A 25,843-nucleotide genomic window follows, 5' to 3' on the forward strand; every position below is an offset into this window, starting at 1 on the left:
CAAGGTAGGGCAATATACTTCTGGCGTTATGCAGAAGCAGGTTTTGATATTTGTTTTTTGACGTGATCAATGAAAAGCTCGACCGATCGGGATAGCCTGTTTGGATTCCATACCATATGAATATCCCAACTTGTCTCTTCTTGAAACGGGATTAATTGAATGGCGTCATAAATTCCGAGAATTGATTTTTTCGGTAAAATAGCAACACCCGTATTGGATAAGATCAATGTAATAATGGTTTGCAAATCTGCTGAAATATTGGTGATCTTGTATGTTCTGTTTTTTAACAGAGCCATAGTATTCAAATTGATCTGAGATTTGCTGTGATTACTCATCATCAGTAAGTTATATTTCTGAAAGTAGTAGTCAATATTGTCATTGATATATTGGTTTTTTGAAACAGCTAGAACAAATTCATCACTTGAAACACGAATGCTGCTGAGTGACTGCGAGGCTGGTTTTCTCATGAAGCCAATATCTAAGGAACCTGAAAGCAATTGATCTTCTTGATCTTGTGAGCATATATCTGACAGGGAAATAGAAATATTACTTTGTTTTTTCTGGAAGTCACGAATAAAAACCGGCAGGAAATCATTACTTGATTTACCAAAACCAATAGATAAAGGTGTCAGGTTATTCTGCGAGATGCTGGATATTAATTCATCTGTTTTCTTAATATGCCGATTTAACGCTGTGATTTCATCAATGACGAGTTTACCTGTATCTGACAGGACCACACCCTGGCTATCTCTGACAAACATTTCAATCTCATAGGTATCTTCAAAATTTTTAATCTGTTTTGACAGTGCGGGTTGAGAAATACAAAGTATCTGTGATGCAACCCTGAAGTTCTTCACTCTTGCAAGGATTTCAATAGAGCGTAAATGTTTTGGATTAACCTTCATAACTTTAAGTTATCGCCATTAAAATAAAATCACTATGCACTATAGCATAAACGTAGATAATTCTGATATCGAACACTGATGAATGGGTTTAATATGCAATATTGTGTGCTGGTAAAAGAAGATGTGCTGGTTTTTGAAGAGATCCATGCGGAAAGCGCATCGGATATCATCTTGAGTTTATTCAGGCAGGGGTTTGTATTAGCGCCAGTATTAATTGAGGCAAACAACGCAGAGAATGCTAGAGCGTGTTACCAACATCGTTATGAATGGAAGGATGTTTCCACTGCATTTCAGCAAAAAAAGGTATTGGTCTGTTAGTTTTTGGGATGTATGCCTGAATCCATAAAAATATGGCAGAAGTTGCGATTTATCGCTTACGCCAGCAGTAAAGAAGAAATCAGTGTGCTCCCTGTCGGATTGACTGACAGCGGAGCACACGGAAATCGACATGAAAGCGTTGGCGAACTATTTCAGGGCAGCATTCAAAATCGCATAGGCCGCTTTGATGCGTTCGTCGTTGGGGTAATTCTTGTTGGCCAGAATCACTATGCCGGTTTGCTCGGCAGGGACATACGCCACATAAGCGCCGAAGCCGCCGGTTGAGCCTGTTTTGTTCACCCAGATGTGCTCTGACAGAGGCTTGGGTGATGCGATTGCATCAATGGGCATCGGGTTGAGAATGGTCTCGGTGGAATTACCCGCAAGCAAGGTGTCCAGCGTCACCGGATACGCATACATTTCCCAGCCCAGCCCTTGCGTCAGGGGGCTGGCTTGATAATAACCTGTCTTGGTATTTGCCAGCGCTTGCTTCATCAGAGGCCGGACAGATGCTGTCCCGATATTGGCTTCGATATAGCGCACCATATCTGCACTGGTCGATTTAACGCCGTAGGCTTCGGCATCCAGAACGCCGGGGGTGACTCTGACAGCGTCGCCTGCGGCGTTGTAACCAAAGGCGTAGTCGTGCATCTTGGCTTCCGGCACATTGACAAAGGTGCTGGACATCCCAAGTTCCGGCAGGACGAGGTTTTCTATCAGCGCCGGGTAGGCATCTCCCAGACTCTGAGCGGCAATATAGCCAAACAGGCCAATGCTCGGATTAGAATACAGCCTGTGAGTGCCCGCCGGAAAGGCAGGTTGCCAATCGCGGTAATAGTTCAGCATGCTCGCGTGGTTCGTGACGCTGTCAGGAAACTGAAGCGGCAATCCTCCTGCGGAATAAGTGGCTAACTGAATTAACGGCGTGTTTCCAATCGCACTGCCTTTTAGCGCAGGTAAATACTTCGATACCTGATCATCGAACGATAGTTTTCCTTGCTGCCGGGCATAGCTGGCCAGTGTCGCGGCAAAGGTTTTACTGACCGAACCCAGTTCAAAAATAGTGTTCTCCGACACGGGCTGCTGTCGCTGAACATCTGCCAGACCATAGTTATAGTAATAGGTTTCGCCCTTGATCGTGATACCAAAGGTTATACCCGGAATCTGGTAGGTTTCCATTAATCGTTCAGCTTGCTGATCCACAGTCTTTCTGAGCGTTTCCTCCTTGCCGGCTGTTTGGCCATGGACTGGCGAAGCGGCTGAGGCTAGGAATGAGGCAAATAAAATCAATGATCTAGTATTGCAGATAATGCTTTTCATTGTGACTTCTTAATGAGTATAAGGTGAATGTTGATTATCGAAACCCCATGGAGACAGGGCGGATAGTAAAGTGAGTCAATTTGATGCACAATGTGCGAAATCTAATAAGAGCAATAAGAAAATCTAGGGTCAGATAGCCTGAGGTCACAGGAATGAATATTACTCACCTGCCGCTGAACGCGATTCGTGCTTTCTTAGTGTCGGCAAAACATCTGAATTTTACCAAGGCGGCGGTCGAACTGTGTGTCACTCAGGCTGCTGTCAGTCAGCAGGTGAAAATGCTGGAGTCTCAGCTGGGCGTATCTTTATTTATACGCCAGTCCCGGGGTTTAAATTTATCGGAAGAAGGCATGCTGCTGCTGCCTGTGGTGCAAGGGGCGTTTGATAATCTGTCTGATGTGCTGGACATGCTGGCGCAGGGCATTCATCGGGAAGTGGTCACTGTGGGTGTGGTCGGTACATTCGCGGTGAACTGGCTGCTTCCCCGAATTGCTGATTTTCAGGCGCGGTATCCCCTGATTGACCTGCGCATCTCGACCAATAACAACACGGCCGATCCGGTGGCGGAAGGGCTGGATTATCTGATCCGTTTCGGGAAAGGCAGCTGGCATGCCACGGAGGCGACTGAGCTTTTTCCCGCGCCGTTTACTGTTCTGTGTCCGCCGGGAATCGGCCAGGCATTGTCCTCACCGAGAGATGTGTTGAACTACACCTTGTTGCGATCCTATCAACCCGATGAATGGCAACTGTGGCTGAACGAAGCCAAAGTGGCAGTGCCGAAAGCAAAACTGAGTGCCATAGTGTTTGATTCTTCAATCGCCATGATCGAAACGGCTATTCAGGGCTATGGTGTGGCACTGGCTCCACCTGTCATGTTTGAAAGGCTGTTGATGGAAGAAAAGCTGGTGCAGCCGTTTGATATTTATCTGCATAAGGGGTCTTACTGGCTCACCAAGCTGCATGCGCAGAAAGAGAGTCAGGCGCAGATTAATTTTAAACAGTGGTTGCTCGCCTGTGCCAATGAAGCGAGCAGCACCTCAGTATGAGCAGCGATGCCGGGCTTGAGTTTTTTCGCTGATCAGACAGGCTTCCGCCAGCAGCTGGCTGATCCATTCCTGAAACACGTTTACCCGTAAAGAGAGGTTTTTCCGGCTCGGATACAGGAACGAAAGCGGGATGGGGCTGGGTTGGTAGTCGGGCAAGACTTCCTGCAATGTATTGTTTTCTAATAAATGCAGTACATCATATTTCGGGATTTCAATAATGCCTATGCCAGCTATGGCGCTGGCGATATAGGCTTCTGCATTGTCGACCGTGACCCGGCTTTGCATGGGCACCGAGACGGTTTCCCCATCTGAATGGTATTCAAGACATGCCTGCTGGGCTGGCATCTGGATGGCGTAATGGATGAGATGGTGCTGACTTAAGGCTTCAATGTTTTCCGGCATGCCAAATTTAGCTAAGTACGCCGGACTGGCGCAGTAAATGATTGCCAGATCGCCGAGTTTTTTGCAGATCAGCTCTGAGTCGGATAATTCACCGACCCGGATAACACAATCAACCCCTTCAGCCACCAGATCAGCCAGCCGGTCTTTCATGCTGAGTTCGATATTAATCTTGGGATATCGGGATAAAAAATCAGGGAGAGCAGGGATCACGATACGGCGGGCAATCCGGCTGGGCATGTCGATACGCAGTCGTCCTTGTACCTGATGGGGGGCAGTATGAAACATTCGCTCCGAAGCGTTAAATGTCTGCACAACATGGCTGGCTGTGTCCAGATAGCGAAGCCCGTCCTGAGTTGGCGTCAGTTTGCGTGTGGTACGGTGTAATAACTGAACACCCAGCCGGTTTTCTAATGTTTGTATCACAGTTGAAACCGTCGATCTGGGCATATTTAACGCTTCCGCAGCTCTGGTGAAACTGCCACTTTCCAAGACCTGAATAAAAACTTCTATTTGCTGGATTCTGTCCATCTTGTCTCTGCCATTGTTCGTAAACGCTGACAGGTTCTGTCAGGAATTCGGATTTATCTAGTGTAGAACACTCACTATAGTCACTCAGTGCTGTTAAGAAAATGGATATAGGGAGAGAGAGCATGTCTAGAAATAGTATTGAAGGTAAAGTTGTGCTGATTGCAGGCGGGGCCAAAAACCTGGGAGGATTACTGGCTCGCGAATTTGCCCGGCAAGGCGCGAAAGCTGTGGCGATTCACTATAACAGCGATGCGACCCAAGCTGCTGCAGAGGAAACCGTTGCGGCAGTCCGGGCTACCGGCGCCGAGGCCGTCGCGTTTCAGGCCGATTTAACCAAGGCGGCGGCAATGGAGAAACTGTTCAGCGATGTTGTTGCTTCCGTGGGGCGGCCTGACATTGCAATTAATACTGTAGGTATGGTTGTGAAACAACCGATCATGGAGGTGACTGAAGCTGTTTTTGATCAATCTTGCGCAGTCAATGTGAAAACGGCCTTTTTCTTCCTTAAAGAAGCAGGAAAGCATGTGAACGACAACGGCAAAATCTGCACGATTGTTACGTCACTGCTTGGTGCTTATACGCCTTTCTATGCGGCTTATGAAGGTTTGAAAGCCCCTGTTGAGCACTTTACCCGCTCGGCGTCGAAAGAGTTTGGGGCGAGAGGAATTTCAGTAACGGCGATCGGTCCTGGTCCGATGGATACGCCTTTCTTTTATCCGGCAGAAGAGAAAGAAGCGGTTGAATACCATAAAACGGCTGCGGCACTTTCGCCATTCTCAAAAACCGGTCTGACTGATATCGACGATATCGCTCCCTGGATCGTATTCATGGTCTCAGACGGGTGGTGGATGACAGGTCAGACGATTTTGGTCAATGGTGGCTATACCACGAAATAAACCATGACCGGCAGCGGGCAAGCTCGGAAAATCAAGCCCGCTGTTTATCTGGCCTGGCAACAGAGAAGAGGTCAGAACAACCCGGCATGTTATTCCAATCATTCAGTGCGTGACTCGCCATAATATCGCCCCATCTCTTCTATGACGTCTTTCATTGCCTGACGTAATGCCTCCGGCCTGACAACCTGAACTTCCGGTCCGAATCTCAGCATTTCTACCACCGCCTGTTCGGTTTTGCCTGAGGGTAAGGTGACGCTTGTCCAGCCCGTATTATCTGTGTGAGTAATTTGTGTGTGTTGCCGGACATAAGGGGGACTCAGGCTATGTAACATCTTGAGCCCTATGGCGGTGAGTTTGATCTCTGCTGTGTAGGGGTAGAGTTCAGTCTCCATCTGGCGGGTGCTTTGCTGCCAGTATGCGGATAAGTCAAAGGGCACCGGTGATTCAAAAGAGTGATTCAGGATACTCAGATCCTGAATGCGGGCAACCCGGTAAGTTTTGACCTGCATCTGAGACTGAGCCACCAAATACCAGGTGCCAGCCTTTAACACCATACCCAGCGGATTCACGACCCGCTGGCTGCTGCCACGCCAGCTTTGATAATCAAACTTGATCTGGTTTTTCTGCCAGATTGCGTTGAACAGCTGCGGCAGGTCGCCAACGGTTTCCTTTTCTGTAAACCAGCCTGGGGTATCCAGTAGAAAACTGGACTGAAATCGTTCGGCGTGAGTGCGGAGACTGACCGGAATGGCAGCCAGTAACTTCAGTCTGGCTTCCGACATGGCGGGCGCGAGTCCCAGTTCCTGCATCGGCCCGGACAAACCGAGCATGAAAAGTGTTTCGATTTCCTGTTTAGAGAAACCATTGAGCTGTGTTCGGTAGCCTTCCAGCAACCGGTAACCCCCATTGACGCCCTGTTCGCTGTATACAGGGATACCCAGCGCACTCAGGCTGTCGATGTCGCGGTAGATACTGCGGACAGAAACCTGACAATCGCGGGCGAGCTCTGCCGCGCTGACCAGATCGCGGGATTGCAGTGTCATCAGAATGGTCAGGAGTCGACTGGCGCGCATCAGCTTTTCCACCGTTAAAGAAAGCAATCACAAAGAGTCAGGATAGTGTTGAAACCTGACAAAATCTGACAGGTATGGCCAATATAGTGACCCGGACTGATAACAACAACAGGAAATAACAATGTCCGATAAAGCAATGGGTAACGAACTGGTACTCTTCCATTCACCGCATACGCGCTCGTCCAGCGTTCTGATACTGCTTAACGAGCTGAATGTGCCTTTTAAACTGCATGTGCTGAATATGCAGGTGGAGGAGAACAGACAACCGGCCTATCTGGCGGTTAACCCGCTGGGTAAGGTGCCGGCTTTACTTGATGACGGTGCCTTGATTACTGATCAGGTGGCAATCTATTTGTATCTGGCTGACTTATTTTCCTCCGGCGGCCTGGCTCCCGGCCTGAGCGATCCGCTGCGTGGTCCCTATTTGCGTTGGATGCTCTATTACTCAGCCTGCTTTGAACCTGCCGTCTGCGACAAAGCCATGGGGTGGGTGCCCAATGAGCAAAAGGTCAGCCCTTACGGAGACTACGACACTGTGCTCGGGATACTCATTGAGCAACTCAGGGCAGGCCCTTATTTGCTGGGAGAGCGTTTGACGGCGGCTGATCTGTTATGGGCAACCGCACTGAAATATTGCACCGCATTTGGATCGGTTGAGCCAGATCCTGTGATTATGCAATACCTGGCGCGGGTCACCACACGGCCCTGTTTTGCGTATGCCACAGAACTGGATACCAGACTGGCGGCTGATCATGACGCTGAACGTTTGGCTCAGAAGGCTTCAAACTGAATTGACTTAGGGTGCGCAAGCCAATAGACTTTTTCATATTCGAAATTTCATATATGAAAAAGCCATGTGTGATGCATTAACGTTTTACAAATCACTGGCCGAGGAAACTCGGCTTAAATCATTGTTATTGTTGGTGTCTAAGGGCGAGTTATGCGTGTGCGATCTGATGTCATCGCTGGATCTGAGTCAGCCTAAAGTGTCGCGCCATCTGGCGGAACTCAGGAAAAATGGCCTGGTGACAGATCAACGTCGTGGCAAATGGGTCTATTACCGGCTGAATGACGAACTCCCTGCATGGATGCAAGAGATTTTGACTCACACACTGGAAAACAATGAAGCGCTGGTTGTCAGAGAGCTGAGCAAACTTCATGACAGTCAGTGTGAAAATGAGAAAGCACAATACCTGAGTGGCACCAACAGCCGCGTTTCTAACTGATATCGGGAATGAAAAACATGACAAATATACCAGCCTGCGCGGATGAGTCTGTATCGCATAAAATGAATTTTCTGGACAGGTATTTAACCGTCTGGATTTTCTTAGCCATGGCGGTAGGTGTCGGTCTGGGAGTGACCTTTCCCGGGGTGGCGCAATGGAATGAATCGATGTCAGTGGGAAGCACCAATATTCCGCTGGCGATTGGCCTGATTCTGATGATGTACCCGCCGCTGGCGAAGGTGAATTACAGCCTGCTGGGCGAGGTGACCCGGGATAAGCGCGCCATCACTCTGTCGCTGATCATGAACTGGATTGTCGGCCCGGTTCTGATGTTTTCACTCGCGGTGATTTTCCTGCGTGATCAGCCGGGATACATGGTCGGGCTGATTTTGATTGGTCTGGCACGTTGCATTGCCATGGTGCTGGTGTGGAATGATATCAGTGGTGGTAACAAAGAGTACGGGGCCACCCTGGTTGCCCTGAACAGTGCTTTTCAGATTTTGACCTACAGCTTAATGGCCTGGCTGTTTATTACGGTACTGCCGCCACTGTTCGGGCTGCAGGGATTTGCGGTTGATATTACCATTATCGACATCGCTGAGAGTGTGTTGATTTATCTTGGTATCCCTTTCCTTGCGGGCTTTCTGAGCCGTAAATGGCTGGTCGCCGCCAAGGGTGAGGATTGGTACAACCAGGTCTTTATTCCGCGCATTTCACCGATCACCCTAATTGCTTTGCTGGCGACCATAGTGCTGATGTTCAGCCTGAAAGGCGAAATGCTCATCGAACTGCCAATGGATGTAGTACGGGTAGCGATACCGCTGGTGATTTATTTCCTGATCATGTTTTTTGCCAGTTTCTTTATCGGCAAAAAAATGGGCTTACCTTACGATCAGAACACCTCGATTGCTTTTACCTCATCCGGCAATAACTTTGAGCTGGCTATCGCGGTGTCGATTGCGGTTTTTGGTCTGAATTCTGATCAGGCTTTTGTCGGTGTGATTGGCCCGTTAGTGGAAGTGCCGGTTCTGATTGCCTTGGTGAATGTCGCGCTGAAAATGAAGCGTAAGTATTATTAGGTCTGGTTGCGTTTCAAGCATCGGACTCACGCTTAATCACTCAGCGTGAGTCCGATATTTAATGGTGGAATTTACCGGTGAATGGCACCTTTGACCATGAAGTGGACATCTCTGGCGATATCACTGATGTGATCCCCGGCTCTCTCCAGCCCTTTGGCAATGAATAACAAATCGACCTGCTCCTGTGTGTTGCTGTCGATATCACTGAAGCCATCAATTAAAGCGGTATAAAGGCTTTTATACGTGGCGTCTAAGGTTTCATCACCCTCCCAGACCACATCGGCCTGGATAACATTGCGGTTATTGTAGGCTTCCAACACATTTTTCAGCATGGCAACGATCTGGGTGTGCATCGCATGAAACTGATGGTTCAGATCATGATCAAGCCGACGCTTGAAGTGGCCGGATTTGACTGCCATGGATTTAGCGTAATCACCCACTCGCTCAAGATGGGACGCCATCCGCATTGAACACAGAATAAAGCGCAGATCGTCGGCAACTGCATGCTGCCTGGCCAGCACTTGCGCACCGTGAAACTCAATATTTGCCATGTATTCATTGGCCAGACGATCGTTTTCAATAACATCTTGGGCAAGTTGAGGGTCTGGCGCATCAAAGATCACCAGTGCTTGCTCCAGCTCATGCAGGACAATGTTGCCCAGCTCGTTTATCTGGCGCTGAATCTGTGCCAAGTCTCTGTCAAAGGCTTTTAACGTATGTGCTGTCATCATTTTCCTTAACCAAACCGGCCGGTGATATAGTCTCGGGTTTTTTCATTCTCCGGTGCACTGAACAGCTTGCTGGTTTCAGAGAATTCCACCATCTCACCCATGTGCATGTAAGCCGTATAATGTGATATTCGGGCGGCTTGCTGCATGTTATGGGTAACTATCACGACAGTGATCTCTTTGTGCAAATCACTGAGCAAGTCTTCGATTTTGGCGGTAGCGATGGGATCAAGCGCCGAGGTGGGTTCGTCAAGCAGCAGTAAGTCCGGTTTGGGGGCCAGCGCCCGAGCGATACACAGCCGTTGCTGCTGCCCCCCGGAAAGACCGTAGGCAGAAGTGTGTAATCTGTCTTTGACTTCATCCCACAATGCGGCGCTGCGCAGAGAGTATTCGGCTCTTTCTTCTAATTCCGCTTTATTGCGTATACCGCGGATGCGCAGACCCGCCACGACATTTTCATAAATGGATTTGGGAAACGGATTCGGTTTCTGGAACACCATTCCTACAGTCAGTCGCACCAGCTCGGGAGCCATGGTGATCAGGTTGTGACCGTCTGGATGGAGAATAATCTCCCCTTCGTAGCGGTTGCCCGGATAGAGATCGTGCATCCGGTTAATGCATCTCAGCAACGTGCTCTTACCACAACCGGATGGACCGATAAGGGCGGTAATCTTTTTATCCGCAATCGGCAGGCTGACTCCTTTCAGGGCCTGGACTTTACCGCCGTACCAAAATTGCAGATTCCTGACTTCGGCCCGTAATGGATCCGGGGTCTGCGTCGATTGCGCGGAAGCACCAGGCTGCTGGCGGTCAGCGGTCTGGGGAGAATCTGACTTAGGGGTCACTGACGATATCACTTGCTTGAACATAAAAAACCTCTCTGTCACTTCAGGTTACGACGCAGTCGGTAACGGATATAAATGGCGATACCGTTCATCAGTATGGTCATTGCCATGAGCACCACACCGGTCGCCGCGGCGTTGATGTGAAAATCGGCCTGAGGACGTGATACCCAGTTAAATAGCTGAATGGGCATTAATGTGAAAGGGCTGGAAAGCCAGTCAAAATTAATGAATGGCGGCTCTGCCTGAAAAGGGGACTCAGGGAGAAAAGCGATAAAGGTCAGTGCACCTATAGTGATAACTGGCGCGGCTTCCCCAATCGCCCGGGCCAGGCCGACAATGGTGCCGGTGAGAATGCCGGGTCTGGCGGCAGGCAGTACATACAGCCGGACCGTTTGCCATTGATCGGCGCCCAGCCCGTAAGCGGCTTCGCGCAATTCCTGCGGGATACTGCGGATAGATTCACGCGTTGCCACTATGATCACGGGAAGAATGAGCAGCGCCAGTACCAGTCCGGCAGTCAGAATGCTTTCGCCCAGACCAAAGCCGTAAATAAAGAGCCCTAAAGCCAGTAAACCGTAGATGATGGAAGGGACACCGGCCAGGTTGCTCACGTTGATTTCGATAATGTTCGTCAGCCAGTTTTTCGGTGCATACTCCTCGAGATAGAGGCCTGCGGCAACGCCAAACGGAATGGCAATCGCGGCTGTGACCAGCATCACCAGACTGGTACCGACCCAGGCAGATAAAATGCCTGCCCGTTCAGGGTGGCGTGAAGGAAAGTTGGTGTAAAAAGAGGCGTCAAAGAGGCGTGGCCAGCCTGAATGCAGTAAATCTATAAAAACGCTGACCAGAAGCGACATTGCTATCAATAAAATAGCAATGCCAATACTGGCAATGATCAAGTCGGTTCTTTTGTTTCGTTCGACGATGGCATTGAGTGTTAAAACCTGGCTCATCAGTATGCCTCCCTGAAGCGACGGCGGAGGTAGAAACCAATAATGTTGAACAGCAGTGTGATCAGGAAAAGCACCAGGCCTGCCGCAAACACCGATTGATAGGCGATAGTACCGTGTGGCAGATCCCCCATTGCCATTTGTACGATAAATGAAGTGATGGTGGCCGCGCCTTCTGTCGGGTCAAACCCGAAGCGCGGGTTTTGTCCGGCTGCGATGGCGACCACCATGGTTTCGCCTACCGCCCTGGACATGCCGAGAATGCAGGCGGCGGTAATCCCGGACAAAGCCGCGGGGATCACAACATGGGTGGCAACCCGAAAACGTGAATAACCCAGCGCATAACCTGCTTCTCTTAACTGCATGGGAACTGAACGCATGGCATCTTCACTGACTGACGCGGTATAGGGCAAAATCATGATGCCCATGACAATCCCGGGCGCAAGCAGGTTAAAACCGGATAATCCGGGCAGGACGGTTTGCAGTAATGGGGTGACAAACAACAGGGCAAAGAAACCGTAAACAACCGTCGGAACACCTTCTAACAGTTCCAGAAAGGGTTTAACCGTTTCACGCACTTTGTCATTCGCGTATTCACTGAGGTAAATAGCCAGTCCCAGACCCGCCGGAATAGCGACCGCCAGCGCAATGCCGGCCACTGTCAATGTGGCTGAAACCAGCGTCATGACACCAAAATGGGCGTTTTCAAACATGGGTGTCCACTGGGTATCGGTTAAAAAGTCTGTGATTGACACATGCTGGAAGAAGGGCAGGGATTCTGAAATCAGTACATAAACAATCCCGACGGTCACCAGCACAGAGGTTAACGCTGCCAGCATTAGCACATACCGACTGATGTTATTCCACAATGCCCTTCGTCTTAAAAAGGCCTGTGAAACGGGAGTCGCAGAGGAAGTTAGTGGGTTCATTCGACAACCTTTAAACACAAAGGAGCGGACCTGTCAGGTCCACTCCTGTGAATTGATGTGAATTATTTGGGGGTACGGGCAAGCAGCTCTTCAATCCCAATACCGACTTCAGCACCATGGAACACACTGCCGGTACGGCGGGCTTTGAAGTTGTCCTGAGCCAGCTTATACGCCTTTTCTGGCAGTGGTACATAGCCCACTTCTTTCACCAGTTGCGGCGCATGTTCTTCACTCATAAAGAAGTTAACGAAACGCTCTACATGCGGTTTATTGTCAGCAGACTGCTTGTTGACGTAGATGAAAATAGGGCGGGAAAGCGGCTGGTAAGTTCCGTTTTTAGCCGTTTCTACGCTGGGTGAAACGGCTTTGCTGCCATTCCAGGAGATGGGCGCTGCTTTGAGTTTGTTTTTGTTTTCTTCATAGTAGGCCAGACCAAAGAAACCCAGGGCATTGACGTCATTGGCGACCCCCTGAACAATGACATTGTCATCTTCACTGGCGGTGTAGTCGCCGCGGCTGGATTTACCTTCCACAACCGCTTCAACAAAATAGTCATAGGTGCCGGAGTCTGTACCCGGGCCGAAGAGTTTTAACGGGCGATCCGGGAAAGAGGCGTTGACTTGCTTCCAGCTGGTAATTTTTCCCTGAGCCGCCGGCTCCCAGGCTTTTTTCAGATCTTCAATGTTGAGGTGTGTCACCCAGTCATTATTGGGATTGATCACTATGGTAAGTGCATCTAATGCAGCAGGCAGTTCGATAAATTCGATGCCATTCTCAGCACAAATCTTACGCTCTGAGTCTTTAATCGGGCGAGATGCATTCGAGATGTCTGTCTCTCCGCGGCAGAATTTTTTAAAGCCACCGCCGGTACCAGAGATACCCACAGTCACCATGGTTTTTCCTTTTTCCTCTATCTGAAATTCTTCTGCCATGGCTTCGGCGATAGGGAAAACCGTGCTCGAACCATCGATTTTAACCAGTTCACGTGCGTGTGCACTGGTAGCAAGAGTGGCAATACAAGTACCTAGCAAAACAGTTGGAAGGGTGATGTTCATGACATTTCACTCCGTTTGATTTGGCATTGGTTTGATTACTCAATAAAAGCTACAAGCTCTTTGTGACAATTAAATGAAGATTTATTTGTATATATGGCTATGTGGATGTAAGTCTGTATTTTGAATTTCAAGGCTTGCGGCTTCTTTGTCATGCCCCCATTTTTCTGAGATCCAGATAAACCTGAGCTGTGGCTATGAATAAGAAAACAGTGATTATTCTGGGATACCCCAGTGTGGCTATGGCAATGATTGCCGGAGAGTTACTGAACAGACTCGCCGGTGGCTACTATCAGGTCTGTTACTATGCAACGGATGACGCATCGGGCAGTGATCACAGCCTGGAAGAGCTGGGCTACTACGATTGCATCGCGGTAGAGCCCACCCATAGCCTGGCCAAACCATTTGATTATGTCATCGATATCAATTACGCCTCGTATCGATCTCAGCTGCCAGTGATTGCTCGGTGTCGGCACGTGTATTGGGAAGTTGAAGCCAGCTCAGAAGCCACAGTGCATTTAAAGCAACAGGCCGACTTCTTCATCAGCCGTTTTCTGTATGGCAGTTAATCTGATCTTTTTTGTGAATGTTTGATGAAGCGGCGCCTTCAGCATTGACCTTGGTGGTGTTGAACGTAAGATATCCGCCTCTCCGACTATGAGGTGCCCCATGCTATTGCCCCATCAGTTTTTTAAATTACTGTCCGATGAAACCCGGGTTCGCTGTCTGCTGATCATTTCGCGCGAGGAGCAGGTGTGTGTGGCAGAGCTGACAGAATCTTTGCAGCACAGTCAGCCAAAAGTCTCGCGTCACCTTGCGATGCTGCGTTCCAGTGGTGTGGTCACCGATATCAGGCAGGGGCAATGGGTGTTTTACCGTCTTTCTGACAACCTGCCGGGCTGGATGAAAAAGCAAATTCAGGGGCTGGTTGACTCTAACTGTCTGAAGGGGCAATACCAACAGGATATCGAACGGCTGCGGGCTATGAAATCCCGTCCAGCCTGCTGTGTGTAGTGGCAAAAGAAAAGCTTGTTGCTTTGCCACTACACGCAGCAGGCTGGGATCAGTCGCTCTCTGGTTGATACCGAGAGCGACTGATATCAGGAGTGACTGATATTGTGATCTACTGGTATTGAGAGCTACTGAGCTGTTTCACTCTGATCTTGCGCGTACTTATCAACTATACCCTGCAATCTGTCTTTGATCTGCTGGCTGGATTCAGTCTCAATCTGCTGCCGGAGCTGATCCAGCGTCGTGTTGTCCAGCGCGCGGTAACTGAGAGAATTGGCGGCCACTTCGCGGGTGGCGGTATTCGCGTCATCTTTGAGCGTCTGCAACAAATAGTCGGTGGCATCCGAGCCGGGGACAAAGCGCAGGGCATGGGTGGCCCGCTGACGAACGTCGGTATTGGATTGTTCGGTATACGTTTGCAAATCCTCGTAGCTCAGGTATTGCCCCATATTGCCCAGCACGGTCAGATGATGAAGGGTTGCTGAGGTATCGGCCGCAGACTTGAGTTCCCGCAATTGATCAGAGACATAAGCGTTGGCTGTGGTGCTATCTTCCACGCCCATACGCTGAACCATGGCACTTTTGGCCAGATCGACATTGGCTGGCATCGACGCCGCCAGCGGGCTGTTGCCGACCATATTGGAGAAGCGTTCAAAGGTTTGCGTATTGCCCTGCGGCGACAGCGCCAGCGACGCCATGATTGAGGCTGCTGCCTGATTCTCGTTCATCCGGGCATTCAGTGTGGTCAGCATAGCTTGTTGCGAAGCATGGCTGGCCACCGTACTCAGTGCACTCAGATACAGGCTGAACCCTGGCTCATGAGTGCCAAACTTGGCCAGATCATCGGTCAGCAGATCCAGCTCGCCGGGATAGGTGCGGGCAAAGTTCTGCAGCAGCGCGCTCAGCTGACTTTCTGCTTTGACCCTTTCCAGGCCGTCCAGCGACAGCATGGCATCATAAAGATCTTTGATTTCCTGATAAGCCTCTTCCGCAGAAGTGTTGATACCCTGAGCGTTCTGATCTGACTTTTGCTGTTCGGCAGTCTCTTCTCCTTGAGCCCCTGTACGTTGACTGGCTTTGCCCCCGTTGGAGAGAAACACCTCAGCGGCGGTTAACTCGATCTGACGCTGCGATTGAACCTGTTGGATCAGGGCTAGTTCGCTCTGGCTGATGCCCTGAGTCCATGACGTCAGGTTCAGAACCAGGCGGTTGTTACTGCTTGCCAGCGGCTGGCCGTTGAGCAGATGCTCGACGCTTTCATCGACAGACAGCGATTGCAGCATTCGGTTGTGTTGATCCCAGCGGGCCTGATGACTGAAGGAGTAGACAGGCTTGAGCTGGTTTGCCAGTCCGCGGGCCTGATCTCCACTCGCCTGATCATAGACGGATTTTTGCAGTTCACGACGCTTGAATAAGGCGTAACTGTCGGTTGCCGGCGTCGGCGCTGTGTCCGGCTGCAGGCTGTAGAAAGCGGTGAACTCGCCGTTGTAATCCTGTTCGGAGCGTTGCCATTGCGCGTTGCCGCTGACCGTTTCCGGAATAATGTGCTGCATCATGAAGGCGATCGTTTCCATGGACTTCAGCGACGGATGAGGCTGCGACAGGTAGACTTCCAGGATCTCTCCTTCCGGGGAGCTGATGAACTCTACGCCTTCCTGTACCTGCTGACGAATTGCCGCCACAATCTCGGGATTGGCCTGCTGATTGACCACGGCTGTAATGTCCGGTGACGGTATTCTGATCAGTTTATAGATGTGATCATCGCGGATTTGCCGGTACTGGATCATGTCGCCGCTAATATCAAAACGGATCGTTTGCTCGACGGTAGTGCCAGGGGCTGAAAAAGCGATATCGGCACTGTATTGCAGCGCAAAGACGTGTTTGGCAAATGTCTCGGAGGCGGTGTTGTCAGTGTGTGGAGACGGCGTGCCGGTGTCCTGAAAAGCCGGCGTATTGCTGTTCGTGCCTGTTTGCGTGGCGGGTGGCAGGGCTGAGGCAGAAGCGGATTCATGGTCAGCCAGGGCGGAAGTGGGCGAGCCTGAACGATGAAACAGCGCGGCGCCTGCGGCTACGCAGCTGACCAGCACCAGAATAAAAAGTAATTTGTTCTTCATAGAATATTGACTCATGACACAGAGATGCTCCCCGCACTTTGGATGCGGGGAGGAAGGGCGCTGAGATTATTGAACGGGCAGGAAAGTGCTTCCTTCCGCTAACGTTTTCTCAAAGGTGTAGCCAGGCCATTCATAGATGGTCAGTTTGTACTTATCGTTCACTGAGCCGTAGATATTGCCACCGGCCAGGTTGGCGGTGTTGGTAATGCCGTAACCAAACGCAAAGCCGTTTTGCGGCGCATCCCAGCGACCATAGGTTTCAAAGGCCAGATCATCCGAGATAATGGACACTTCACCGCCGAGAGAGATTTTATTGAGCAAAATGCGGGCGGAGGCTTCAGTGAATCCTGTCACATCGGCACTGGGCACGGCTTTGGCAGTCAGTGCCAGGTTGTCATAACCCGCTTCCAGTGCCACGTTGAGCTTGGTTCTTACACCGACACCGACATCCAGAATGACAGGTCCCAGCGGGATACCCGCATACAGGCCCAGATCCGGAATCGGCAGGATCGGCAGGTCTTTCTTCAGTGATGGCCCTTCTTCAGCGGACATCGTGTATTCCTGAGAAAGGATATCGGTCCCCATGACATTGACGCGCCCGTCAACACCGAATTGCGCGGTATTGGTTGCCGTGGCCCCCGCGGTGACAGACGCCACCTGAATATCATTATTCAGTAATTTGCCATCAATACCGGCCACACCTTCAACACGCAGGCAGCTGCTGCGGCCTTGTACGTTCAGGTAGCCTTTGATGGTAGAAGAGGCCAGATCCTGTGAGGAATCATCCACATCTTTGGTGTAGGAGCCGCCGAAGCGGGCGTCGACAAGCGCCTCACCAGAGGCAATACAGTCGCCATACAATGAGGCGTGAGCAACCGGAGTCAGGCTGAATAAGGGTAAAGCGATGAGCGCTAATTGCTTAAATTTGGCCATAAAGGTTTCCTTATAAAAGAGGAGTGTTAACGCATCTTGAGGTTTTACTGAAATACACGAACGTGGTGGATACCTTTAAACAGTGAAAAATGAAAAAGTATGTTTCCGCTAATTTATTATTATCTAATGCTGTAATTATCTGACTGATAGTGTTTGTGACAAATAAATGAACTATTCGCCGGATATGTATATTTACCTGATCTAATAAAGGGGTTTCTATTTTACTTTGTTGATGTTGCAGCGTATTGAGCGCTGTTTTTTATTCTGTCATTGAAATTATCAAAATGAAAAAATAAAGTCTATCTAATTTTCGTTCGCGCATAATTTTTATCTGAATGCCGTTGATGTGAACAAAGTGAGTCAAATGAAACGCCGGTTGATGCCTTGTGATGAATGCTAACGAAAGGTGATTGGTGTTAGGCTGATATAAGCTTGCCATTAACAATAGCCGAATGGGTTTGTTTATTCTGTTTTAGCGATACCTAATATATTGCTGGAAAATAAAAATAGCGATTTAAATCAGTGTGTCATCAGGCGGAGGCGGAAATTACCAGAAATTAACGTCGTGCTAATAGCTTTTTTCTTTTGTCGCTATTTATCTGATGCCTGATATTTTCCCTGGTAACGGGTATTTCCCCTATGGCTAACTATTGCAACGACTGAGTCACCAGTAAGCCACTACACTGTCAATATTGTGTCGCTGGTATGCAGACAAATGACAGGTATCGGGCGTAGTGTCAGAGCTCAGTGGGCCTTACTGGCCTTAGTGCCGGTATGTATTACTGCGCCTGCGACTCACGCGGCATGGCGCACAGTTGCCTCAGCAGGATTGCATGATACCCGGGTTGCCGAGGCAGACTCAGATACCCTGGGCGTTAACCTTGGCCTCGGCCTGTTTTATGCCGGTGCGGCGAACCTGAGCGGGCAAACCGGGATCATCGCGCATTATGATAACGATATTGATCAGCTGGACCCTGATCATGACCCTTTCTGGGTTATGGCAAACGGCTCGCTCTCCCAGCCCATCGTTAGCCTGGACCACGCTGGCGTAACCCTCGGTTGGCAGGCAGAGGTCAGCTGGCTTCAGAATACGGTGTCCGGCGTGGAAGAGGCGCTGCAGGCACAATTGGGGATCGTATTGGATTATCAGCGCCAGGCTGACGCTGTCGGGCTGGCGATGGGCGGCGGCTACTACGGGCTGGAATTCGATGACGATGTCCCTGAGGCCAGAGGTTATAGCCGGGAAGCGCTGCAACGCAGCAGTGACGCATTAGCCTGGAAGCTGTTTTTTCAGCGCTCGGTCAAAACGGCACTCAGCTGGGACGGATACTGGCAGCAGTGGCGCGATCAGGATAACTGGCTGGAAAATCGACTTTTTCTGGCGATCCACTATCCGGTTGTTCATCCCGTTATGAACAGCCTGAATGTCTCGGTGTCATACACCCGCTATAATCTGGCGCCTTACCGTGTCCAGGGTAAAGCGCCTATCCTGCCCTGGGACGAGAATGTCTTATTCCGGCTCTATGCCGAGATCCCGCTCGCTTGGTAAGACTTCGGATGGCGGCGCTGGCGTCACCGCCAAGGCTTGCTGCAGATTGTCTGCCATGGCTTCAGAAGCCAGCATGCCGCGGCAGTTGGCCCAGTGATTGCCGTCGACACCAATGAGCTGCCCGCTGGACACGGCCTTCAGCGATTGCCAGGCTGGCTGCTGCTGCCACTGAGCAAGAATACTGTCAGGTGCCATGTTGCCGGAAAGCAGAATGTCGGGATTCATGCTGGCGATATCGTCAAAAGTCAGCTGTCTCAGCGCTCTGTCTTCTTCGCCGACTTTCTCGGGCACCGTCAGTTTGAGCGCTTTCAATACGCCGCCAGGGTAGGCGGCCCCGGAATAGGCATATAAGCCATTTTCGGATGCCACAGCGAAAAGCACGCTGTGGCCGTGAAAGCGGCTGAGCGCGTCTGCCGCACCCTGCATGGTGTTTTTGTGTTGCAGGATCCGCGCCTGCATGAGCTCCGGATGGCCTGCGATATCGCCAATCTTCAGGGCAACGTCAAGGTTCTCCTGATAGGTTTCACCGCGGGATGCCAGCAGTACGGTCGGGGCAATCTGGCTGAGCGCGGTATACATCGCCTGATGCCGGTTAACATCGGCGATAATCAAATCCGGTTTCAGCGCCGCGATCTGTTCAAGATCGGGGGTCGCTCTTTCACCGACCGATACCCAACCTTCCAGCTTCGCCAATACCGCAGGGTGCAGATTGAGCGGATCATTATCATCGGCAATACCCACAGGACTGATATCAATGGCGGCCAGTGCATCAGCGAAGGCATATTCCAGTGTGATAATACGTTGAGGTGGTGTGTCCTGGGTAAACGGATTCCCAAGACTGTCAGTGATGGTCGTAGAAAAAGCTGTGGGGCTGGTGAAAAGGAAAAGAGAAAAGGTCATCCAGCGCAAATATCCCAACAGTGACATGGTACTCCCTTAAAAGTCAGAGAAAAATTTTACTTTTACTTGATAATGAAGTGCTTTTCATTGCGCGCCATTCTAATGGCTTTTGTTGGCAGTACAAGGGGGAGTGATGAGCTGGCCGTCAGGATTGGACCGTGATCAATGCCTCTTTGGCATAGTCCACCTCTGTTGCGAAGTGAGAAACACGCAGCAGTAATGAGCAAGAAATTACGGCATGCTTGCGCTAACACATTGAATTTCACCTCATCTTAGCTAGGTTTACCTTACAGTCTGTCTTGGAGTAGCGCTAAATGAAATCTGCCGGGTCATTGCAATTTTTGGTGCTGACACTCTTGTTACTGGCCGGGTGCGACAATCGTTCGTCTTCACTGGCTCTGGGCACTCTTGAGCGCGATCGCATAACCTTGACGGCGACGGCAAATGAAATTATCCGCGACATGCCGGTAGCCGAAGGTCAGCCAGTGCAAGCCGGAGAAGTGCTGGTCCGGCTGGATACCACACGGCAAGGCGCTACCCTGGCGCAGGTGAAAGCCGAGCAGGCCAGAGCGGCGGCTTATCTGCTCCGGCTCACTAACGGCGAGCGGGTGGAAGATATTGCCGCGGCTAAGGCACAGCTTGAACAGGCGAATGCCCGTTTGACCGATGCGGAAAAAACCTATCTGCGCCGAGAGAGCCTGGTGCGGCAGAAACTGATCAGCGTGGCCGAGCGGGATACCGCAAAAGCCGAGCGTGACAGTGCAAGGGCGCAGGTAGCCGAGGCGCGGGAGAATTTCATCAAGCTGACCCGGGGCGAAAGAATTGAAGATATTCAGCAGGCGCAGGCGGAACTGGAAGCGGCAACAGCCAATGTGGCTCTGCAGCAGCGTATTTTCAATGATCTCACTGTCGTGGCAACCCGCGACGGCATTTTGGACAGCCTGCCGTATAACCTGGGCGAGCGAGTGCCCATGAGTGCTGTTGTTGCTGTCATTCAGGCCAGTAGCCAGCCTTACGCCAGAGTGTATGTCCCTGAGCCTTACCGAGTTGCTTTGCAGCCGGGCAGTGTGGCAAAGGTGTATGTCGATGGCGTTTCAGAACCATTTGAAGGCACTTTGCGTTGGATAGCGACTGAGCCGGCCTTTACCCCTTATTACGCACTGAATGAAGATGACAGGGCGCGGCTGGTTTACCTGGCCGAGTTCGATTTGTCGGATGCCGAGTCTTTGCCTTCCGGCGTACCGGTTCAGGTGGAGATGCCTTTTGAGTGAGCTGGCAATCAAGGCCACTGGCCTGACGCGGCGGTTCGGCGATTTCACCGCAGTCAACAAACTCAATCTGCAAGTCCCCAGGGGCCACATCTACGGCTTTCTGGGGCCGAATGGCTGCGGTAAATCCACCACGCTGCGTATGTTAACCGGACTGCTGAGCCCCAGTGAGGGAGAGATTGAAGTACTTGGCCTGCGCATTCCCGAACAGGCGGAAGCGCTGCGGATGAAAATTGGCTACATGACGCAGAAGTTTTCCTTGTATGAAGATTTGTCAGTCAAAGAAAACCTGCAGTTTATCGGCCAGATTTATGGTTTGCCAGGCCGGGAGCTGAAACCCAGGGTGGCAGAGCTCGGCAGCACTTATAACCTTAATGAATTGATGAAACAACGGGTTGGCAGCATGAGCGGCGGGCAGAAACAGCGGCTCGCCCTGGCGGCGGCTGTGATGCACAAACCTGATTTACTGTTTCTGGACGAACCGACCTCAGCGGTGGATCCCCAGTCGCGGCGTGATTTCTGGGAGCAGCTTTTTGACTTGTCTGATTCAGGCACCACCATTCTGGTGACCACCCATTACATGGATGAAGCCGAGCGCTGCCATGGGCTGGCGATTATGGAAGCCGGTGAAATCAAGGCAGACGGCCCGCCTGATTCCCTGATGAAGCAGATGGGCGTCAGTGTGGTTGAAATCAAAGCGCCGGGGCTCAGGCAGATCAAAGACAGTTTGCTGGCCATACCGGCCGTGGTGTCAGCCGCGCAGTTAGGTATTCGTCTGCGTGTTTTGGTGCGTGCCGAAGAATCTGACCCTGTGGCCTGGCTGAAACGTCAGCTACCGGCCCTGGCTCAGGCCGAGTTCGATGTGGTTCGCCCCAGTCTGGAAGACGTCTTTGTCACCAGCACAGGGAGCAAATGATGAATGCCGTAACATCCAGCCTGATCAGAATGAAAGCGATTCTGATGAAAGAGTTTCGCCAGCTGTCCCGCGACAGAATTACCTTCGGCATGGTAGTGATGATCCCGCTGATACAGCTGTTGTTGTTTGGCTTTGCCATCAATACGGATGTGCGCAATATTCCCGTGGCGATTGTGGATCAAAGCCAGTCTCAGTATGGCCGGATCATTACCGAAGCGGTGAAAGCCACTCAGGTGGTCACCGTGGTGGCTACCTACGCCACGCCCAGAGAAGGCGAGCAAGCCATTACTGCCGGGACAGTACGGGGTGTGCTGGTTCTGCCAAGGGATCTGGACCAACGACTGGCACAGCACAGAAAAGCCGGGCAATGGCTGGTGGATGGCTCAGATACTATGGTCAGTTCTGCCTTGCTGCAATTACAGAATATGCCGGTCGATAACCTGGTCTCGGATTACAAAGCGCAGCAGTCGAGTGTGATGACGCCGACCTTTGAAGTTGCGCTGTACTTTAACCCGGAGCGGCGAACAGCTGTCAATATTGTGCCGGGCCTGCTCGGCGTCATACTCACCATGACCATGATACTGTTCACCTCTGCGGCGATAGTCCGCGAGCGGGAAAGGGGCAACCTGGAGTTGCTGATCACCACCCCGGTGCATTCCCTTGAGCTCATGCTGGCAAAGATCGCGCCTTATATCGTCATTGGTCTGATTCAGGTGGTGATCATTCTGGGGCTGGGCCATTACATTTTTGCGGTGCCGATTAATGGCCCGGTCAGTCAGATTCTGTTCGGCACCTTGCTGTTTATTGCTGCCAGCCTGACTCTGGGGCTGGTGATCTCGACAATTGCACAGACTCAGCTGCAAGCCATGCAGATGACGGTGTTTATTCTGTTACCTTCTATCTTGCTGTCCGGCTTTATGTTCCCGTATGAAGGTATGCCTGTGATTGCCCAATGGATTGCAGAAGTCCTGCCTGCAACCCATTTTATGCGCATGATACGGGGCATAGTGCTGCGCGGCGCCGATGTGGCAGTGCTGTGGAAAGACGCACTCTGGTTGCTGGGCTTTACCTTGCTCGGGTTGCTGTTAGCTTCCTGGCGCTTTAAGAAAACACTGGACTGACCCGGATCCCATCTTCACAACGTCCTGCATCCCTGGCGGAAAATTACATCGCCATTGGCGACAACGGGCTGATATCATCCTGTGCGTTTAAGCTTGTCGCCAAATGGATCAGATGTCAGGGGGGTAATGTGGGTAAAGGCGTTTTTCTGTCAGTGATGTCGTCGTGTCTGTTCGGGGCGCTGTATTACTACTCGACCCTGCTGGCACCGCTCAATGGCGAAGCCATCTTTAGCTGGCGGCTGTTACTGACCTTACCGTTTCTCACTGCTTTTCTGCTGCTCAGCAAAGCATGGCCGCAAGTGAAGGCTATTGTGTCTGCAGTCCGTCAGCGCCCCCTGCTATGGCTGGGCTTGCCCTTGTCGGCATTGTTGCTGGGCGTCCAGTTCTGGCTGTTCATGTGGGCGCCGATCAATGGCCGTGCGCTGCCGGTTTCTCTGGGCTATTTCATGATGCCGCTGGTCATGGTGGTGCTGGGCCGTTTCGTTTATCAGGACAGACTGAGCGGGCTGCAAAAAATCGCGGTGGCCTTTGCGGCGGTCGGCGTTGCCCACAAGCTTTGGCTTTCGGGAGGTCTGTATTGGGAAACACTGGTGGTGGCGATAGGCTACCCCGGCTATTTTATGCTGCGGCGTAAACTCGGCACAGACAGTCTGGGTGGTCTGTGGTTTGATATGGCGATCATGATTCCCCCGGCCATCTGGTGGCTATTTGTCGAGCACGAAAGCCTGAGCGTTTTTGCTCAGCATCCTCATCTTAGCTGGCTCATTATGGGGCTGGGCATCATTAGTGCTTTTGCGGTCGGCAGCTACATTGTGGCGAGCAAACTGCTGAGTTTCAGCCTGTTCGGATTATTGAGCTATGTGGAACCTGTATTGCTGGTGGTGGTGTCTTTGCTGCTCGGGGAAAGCATTGCCGAAGGAGAGTGGCCGACCTATCTCTTTATCTGGATCGCAGTACTCTTTTTGATCCTGGATTGTGTGCGCCAGATAGTGACCCAGACCCAGATTCAGTCGGCAGTGAAAACGCAAGAGTGAAGCATGCCTGCGTATTGCAGGCATGCCGGGAAGGGATTAATGATCCAGATACAGGAAGTTCTGCCAGCTCTTCATGCGAATCAAGATTTTACGCATCACCGCCAGATGGTGCGCGTGATCTGAATACACGGCAATTTCCATATTGGCCCCTAAAGGCAGCTGGTACTCACTGAGATCGTCAAGCATCCTGAACCTGACCAGCGGGCGGCCCTGGCGCATTAACATATCTGTGCCAATCAGCGTGCCTTGCGCCTGCGCCTGACCTTCACCAATCGCGGGTAAGACGTCGATAATTTCGGCTTTGAAGGTTTTCCCCGGAATGGCACGGAAAATGATATCGGCTTCATAGCCGGCTTTGAGGCGCAACAGCGAGTTCTGACGGAACGCACCTATGATGAAGTCATCGTTGGTGTTGATAAAGGTCATCACAGGACGCAGCGGCAGTGGCACTGCCATCATGCCGGGGCGTAGCAGCACCTGAGTCACAAAGCCATCGGTAGGCGCACGAACGATAGTGGAATCCAGGTCAAATCGGGCTTTGACCAGCTGCGCCTGGATTTGAGCCACAGCCGTGTTCTCGCCATTGATGTTAGACTCGTAAGCCAGTTTTGCCCGGCGTTCATCAGCTTGCGCGGCTTCCTGTGCGGCTTCGGCGCTGCGGTAGAATTGCTCACGGTTATCGACATCGGCTTTGGTGAAGGCGCCGCGTTTATACCCTGTGGCATAACGCTGGTACTGCTGATAGGTGCGATCGCGTTCTGCCTGCGCTTTAATGCGGGTTGCCATTGCTGCTTTGTAGCTGGCTTCCTGTCCGAGTACGTTTTGTCTGGTTTCTGCCAGCTGGGCTTCCAGCCTGTCAACTTCCGCCTGGAAAGGCGTGGGATCAATTTTGAACAGTACATCACCTTGCTTGAGCGGGGAGTTCGGGGTGACGGGCACCTCAATGACCTTACCGCGCACGTTCGGCATGATAGGGGTGGAGACGAAATATTCACCGCCCAGGCTGGTGTGCGGGTGGTTATAGTTCATGAACAGGACCAAAGCACCGACAAGGACGATACCGCCAAGTACGGCAGTCGGCACAGTCCATTTATTTAACGGTATCCGGAAAACTTTGAAGATAAAAATACAGATGGCTGCATAGGAGAGTACCAGTAACGTTTCCATTATTGATTACCCTCGTCGTTATCATTATTGCTATTCACAGGTTGGCGTTGTTGCTTTAATGCGGAGAGTTCAGATTGCAGTAGCTGGAGTTGCATTTCCATTTTGGTTAACTGGGTCTGCAGTAAGACTTGTTCATCATGAACCTGTTTGAATCCCCAGCCTCTTTCTTTACGCCACAAGGTGGCCCAGATCCATAAAAATGGCCACAGAGCATGTAAGGTGAATAAACTTACCCAGCCCGCATAGTGAATCGCATCCTGATGGGGATGTTCTCGCTCTTTGGCTATCTCGTAAGGAATATCGTGAATCGCTATGATGCCGTAAAATAAAACAAGGGCTACAAAAATAAGTAATCCCAATGCAAAATAATCCAAAAACATATATTTACCGTCAAATTTGAACCATGATCTCAAGAATATAGCTAATAAATAAACTTAGCAATTATGAGGTTTTTGTCTTTCAGGTTTAATTCAGATTGCATCAGGCCAGCAATATGCTGGCCCGGCAAACATAGTATCAGATTAATTGCA

The 25,843-nt window shown here is 51.0% G+C and carries 27 protein-coding genes; 13 read left to right on the forward strand and 14 right to left on the reverse strand.

Translation table 11 applies throughout. The features are described 5' to 3' along the window. Nucleotides 1–26: 26 nt before the first annotated feature. A complete protein-coding gene (locus tag P0Y67_RS01490) occupies nucleotides 27–905 on the reverse strand; it encodes a LysR family transcriptional regulator (protein WP_342390435.1) in 879 nt (292 codons plus the stop codon). A 78-nt stretch (nucleotides 906–983) separates the two neighbouring features. On the opposite strand from P0Y67_RS01490, the gene P0Y67_RS01495 reads away from it, so the two are divergent. Next, nucleotides 984–1,223 (forward strand): hypothetical protein, encoded by a 240-nt coding sequence (locus P0Y67_RS01495; RefSeq protein ID WP_342390436.1) that lies wholly within the window; start codon nucleotides 984–986, stop codon nucleotides 1,221–1,223. A 147-nt stretch (nucleotides 1,224–1,370) separates the two neighbouring features. Here the strand turns inward: P0Y67_RS01495 and ampC are convergent, their stop codons facing one another. Then, entirely contained in the window at nucleotides 1,371–2,543 is a 1,173-nt protein-coding gene (gene ampC, locus P0Y67_RS01500; RefSeq protein WP_446728785.1) for a class C beta-lactamase, read from the reverse strand. Nucleotides 2,544–2,695: 152 nt separating this feature from the next. Here ampC and P0Y67_RS01505 point away from each other — a divergent pair, with 152 nt between their 5' ends. After that, the gene (locus P0Y67_RS01505; protein ID WP_342390437.1) at nucleotides 2,696–3,589 is read left to right on the forward strand and encodes a LysR family transcriptional regulator; all 894 of its coding nucleotides are present in this window, start codon (nucleotides 2,696–2,698) and stop codon (nucleotides 3,587–3,589) included. On the opposite strand, the gene P0Y67_RS01510 is transcribed toward P0Y67_RS01505, so the two are convergent. Next, complete coding sequence (locus P0Y67_RS01510) at nucleotides 3,581–4,519, reverse strand: LysR family transcriptional regulator (protein ID WP_342390438.1); 939 nt, start codon at nucleotides 4,517–4,519, stop codon at nucleotides 3,581–3,583. The two genes, P0Y67_RS01505 and P0Y67_RS01510, sit on opposite strands and share 9 nt — an antisense overlap. A 122-nt stretch (nucleotides 4,520–4,641) precedes the next feature. Between P0Y67_RS01510 and P0Y67_RS01515 the strand changes: the two genes are divergently transcribed. After that, a complete protein-coding gene (locus P0Y67_RS01515) occupies nucleotides 4,642–5,415 on the forward strand; it encodes an SDR family oxidoreductase (RefSeq protein ID WP_342390439.1) in 774 nt (257 codons plus the stop codon). Nucleotides 5,416–5,513: 98 nt separating this feature from the next. Here P0Y67_RS01515 and P0Y67_RS01520 read toward each other — a convergent pair whose 3' ends face one another. Next, nucleotides 5,514–6,488 (reverse strand): helix-turn-helix transcriptional regulator, encoded by a 975-nt coding sequence (locus P0Y67_RS01520; protein ID WP_342390440.1) that lies wholly within the window; start codon nucleotides 6,486–6,488, stop codon nucleotides 5,514–5,516. Between the two features lie 121 nt (nucleotides 6,489–6,609). On the opposite strand from P0Y67_RS01520, the gene P0Y67_RS01525 reads away from it, so the two are divergent. The 3 genes from P0Y67_RS01525 to arsB all read left to right on the forward strand — a co-directional run bounded on the left by P0Y67_RS01525 (nucleotide 6,610) and on the right by arsB (nucleotide 8,793). Beyond that, nucleotides 6,610–7,278, forward strand: coding sequence for a glutathione S-transferase family protein (locus tag P0Y67_RS01525; RefSeq protein WP_342390441.1), 669 nt, complete (start codon nucleotides 6,610–6,612; stop codon nucleotides 7,276–7,278). A gap of 64 nt (nucleotides 7,279–7,342) precedes the next feature. Then, nucleotides 7,343–7,714 carry a metalloregulator ArsR/SmtB family transcription factor gene (locus P0Y67_RS01530; RefSeq protein WP_342390442.1) on the forward strand — a complete coding sequence of 124 codons (372 nt, stop codon included), beginning with the start codon at nucleotides 7,343–7,345 and terminating at the stop codon, nucleotides 7,712–7,714. Nucleotides 7,715–7,731: 17 nt separating this feature from the next. Then, nucleotides 7,732–8,793, forward strand: a complete 1,062-nt coding sequence (arsB, locus tag P0Y67_RS01535) for an ACR3 family arsenite efflux transporter (RefSeq protein WP_342390443.1) — start codon at nucleotides 7,732–7,734, stop codon at nucleotides 8,791–8,793. Nucleotides 8,794–8,864: 71 nt separating this feature from the next. Here the strand turns inward: arsB and phoU are convergent, their stop codons facing one another. The 5 genes from phoU to P0Y67_RS01560 form a co-directional block, all read right to left on the reverse strand. After that, nucleotides 8,865–9,521 carry a phosphate signaling complex protein PhoU gene (phoU, locus tag P0Y67_RS01540; RefSeq protein WP_342390444.1) on the reverse strand — a complete coding sequence of 219 codons (657 nt, stop codon included), beginning with the start codon at nucleotides 9,519–9,521 and terminating at the stop codon, nucleotides 8,865–8,867. A gap of 8 nt (nucleotides 9,522–9,529) precedes the next feature. Beyond that, complete coding sequence (pstB, locus tag P0Y67_RS01545; protein WP_342390445.1) at nucleotides 9,530–10,390, reverse strand: phosphate ABC transporter ATP-binding protein PstB; 861 nt, start codon at nucleotides 10,388–10,390, stop codon at nucleotides 9,530–9,532. A 14-nt stretch (nucleotides 10,391–10,404) separates the two neighbouring features. Beyond that, nucleotides 10,405–11,322, reverse strand: a complete 918-nt coding sequence (gene pstA, locus P0Y67_RS01550; RefSeq protein WP_342390446.1) for a phosphate ABC transporter permease PstA — start codon at nucleotides 11,320–11,322, stop codon at nucleotides 10,405–10,407. Next, the gene (gene pstC, locus P0Y67_RS01555; protein ID WP_342390447.1) at nucleotides 11,322–12,248 is read right to left on the reverse strand and encodes a phosphate ABC transporter permease subunit PstC; all 927 of its coding nucleotides are present in this window, start codon (nucleotides 12,246–12,248) and stop codon (nucleotides 11,322–11,324) included. Before pstC ends, pstA begins: the two co-directional genes overlap by 1 nt. Before the next feature lie 62 nt (nucleotides 12,249–12,310). Next, nucleotides 12,311–13,303: a PstS family phosphate ABC transporter substrate-binding protein gene (locus P0Y67_RS01560; RefSeq protein WP_342390448.1), complete on the reverse strand. Its 993-nt coding sequence runs from the start codon at nucleotides 13,301–13,303 to the stop codon at nucleotides 12,311–12,313. 194 nt (nucleotides 13,304–13,497) lie between these two features. Here P0Y67_RS01560 and P0Y67_RS01565 point away from each other — a divergent pair, with 194 nt between their 5' ends. Both P0Y67_RS01565 and P0Y67_RS01570 read left to right on the forward strand, forming a co-directional pair. Further along, nucleotides 13,498–13,869 carry a hypothetical protein gene (locus tag P0Y67_RS01565; RefSeq protein ID WP_342390449.1) on the forward strand — a complete coding sequence of 124 codons (372 nt, stop codon included), beginning with the start codon at nucleotides 13,498–13,500 and terminating at the stop codon, nucleotides 13,867–13,869. 100 nt (nucleotides 13,870–13,969) lie between these two features. Next, nucleotides 13,970–14,314, forward strand: a complete 345-nt coding sequence (locus P0Y67_RS01570; RefSeq protein WP_342390450.1) for a metalloregulator ArsR/SmtB family transcription factor — start codon at nucleotides 13,970–13,972, stop codon at nucleotides 14,312–14,314. A 125-nt stretch (nucleotides 14,315–14,439) separates the two neighbouring features. Here the strand turns inward: P0Y67_RS01570 and P0Y67_RS01575 are convergent, their stop codons facing one another. Both P0Y67_RS01575 and P0Y67_RS01580 read right to left on the reverse strand, forming a co-directional pair. Then, the gene (locus tag P0Y67_RS01575; RefSeq protein WP_342390451.1) at nucleotides 14,440–16,425 is read right to left on the reverse strand and encodes a HEAT repeat domain-containing protein; all 1,986 of its coding nucleotides are present in this window, start codon (nucleotides 16,423–16,425) and stop codon (nucleotides 14,440–14,442) included. A gap of 66 nt (nucleotides 16,426–16,491) precedes the next feature. Next, nucleotides 16,492–17,358, reverse strand: coding sequence for a hypothetical protein (locus tag P0Y67_RS01580; protein ID WP_342390452.1), 867 nt, complete (start codon nucleotides 17,356–17,358; stop codon nucleotides 16,492–16,494). Nucleotides 17,359–18,073: 715 nt separating this feature from the next. Between P0Y67_RS01580 and P0Y67_RS01585 the strand changes: the two genes are divergently transcribed. After that, a complete protein-coding gene (locus P0Y67_RS01585) occupies nucleotides 18,074–18,907 on the forward strand; it encodes a hypothetical protein (RefSeq protein WP_342390453.1) in 834 nt (277 codons plus the stop codon). Here P0Y67_RS01585 and P0Y67_RS01590 read toward each other — a convergent pair. Continuing rightward, nucleotides 18,869–19,834, reverse strand: a complete 966-nt coding sequence (locus P0Y67_RS01590; protein ID WP_342390454.1) for an ABC transporter substrate-binding protein — start codon at nucleotides 19,832–19,834, stop codon at nucleotides 18,869–18,871. The two genes, P0Y67_RS01585 and P0Y67_RS01590, sit on opposite strands and share 39 nt — an antisense overlap. Nucleotides 19,835–20,121: 287 nt before the next feature. Here P0Y67_RS01590 and P0Y67_RS01595 point away from each other — a divergent pair, with 287 nt between their 5' ends. The 4 genes from P0Y67_RS01595 (at nucleotide 20,122) to rarD (ending at nucleotide 24,146) form a co-directional block, all read left to right on the forward strand. After that, nucleotides 20,122–21,078: an HlyD family secretion protein gene (locus tag P0Y67_RS01595; protein ID WP_342390455.1), complete on the forward strand. Its 957-nt coding sequence runs from the start codon at nucleotides 20,122–20,124 to the stop codon at nucleotides 21,076–21,078. Continuing rightward, entirely contained in the window at nucleotides 21,071–21,991 is a 921-nt protein-coding gene (locus P0Y67_RS01600) for an ABC transporter ATP-binding protein (protein WP_342390456.1), read from the forward strand. Before P0Y67_RS01595 ends, P0Y67_RS01600 begins: the two co-directional genes overlap by 8 nt. After that, entirely contained in the window at nucleotides 21,991–23,112 is a 1,122-nt protein-coding gene (locus P0Y67_RS01605; RefSeq protein ID WP_342390457.1) for an ABC transporter permease, read from the forward strand. Before P0Y67_RS01600 ends, P0Y67_RS01605 begins: the two co-directional genes overlap by 1 nt. Nucleotides 23,113–23,240: 128 nt before the next feature. After that, nucleotides 23,241–24,146 (forward strand): EamA family transporter RarD, encoded by a 906-nt coding sequence (gene rarD / locus P0Y67_RS01610; protein WP_342390458.1) that lies wholly within the window; start codon nucleotides 23,241–23,243, stop codon nucleotides 24,144–24,146. Between the two features lie 36 nt (nucleotides 24,147–24,182). Here the strand turns inward: rarD and P0Y67_RS01615 are convergent, their stop codons facing one another. Further along, the gene (locus P0Y67_RS01615; RefSeq protein WP_342390459.1) at nucleotides 24,183–25,313 is read right to left on the reverse strand and encodes an HlyD family secretion protein; all 1,131 of its coding nucleotides are present in this window, start codon (nucleotides 25,311–25,313) and stop codon (nucleotides 24,183–24,185) included. Next, nucleotides 25,313–25,693, reverse strand: coding sequence for a DUF3302 domain-containing protein (locus tag P0Y67_RS01620; RefSeq protein ID WP_342390460.1), 381 nt, complete (start codon nucleotides 25,691–25,693; stop codon nucleotides 25,313–25,315). The genes P0Y67_RS01615 and P0Y67_RS01620 overlap by 1 nt, the downstream gene beginning before the upstream one ends. Nucleotides 25,694–25,843 lie beyond the last annotated feature (150 nt).

Origin of the sequence: Photobacterium sp. SP02, from assembly GCF_038519165.1 — a bacterium.
Lineage (GTDB): Bacteria > Pseudomonadota > Gammaproteobacteria > Enterobacterales > Vibrionaceae > Photobacterium > Photobacterium halotolerans.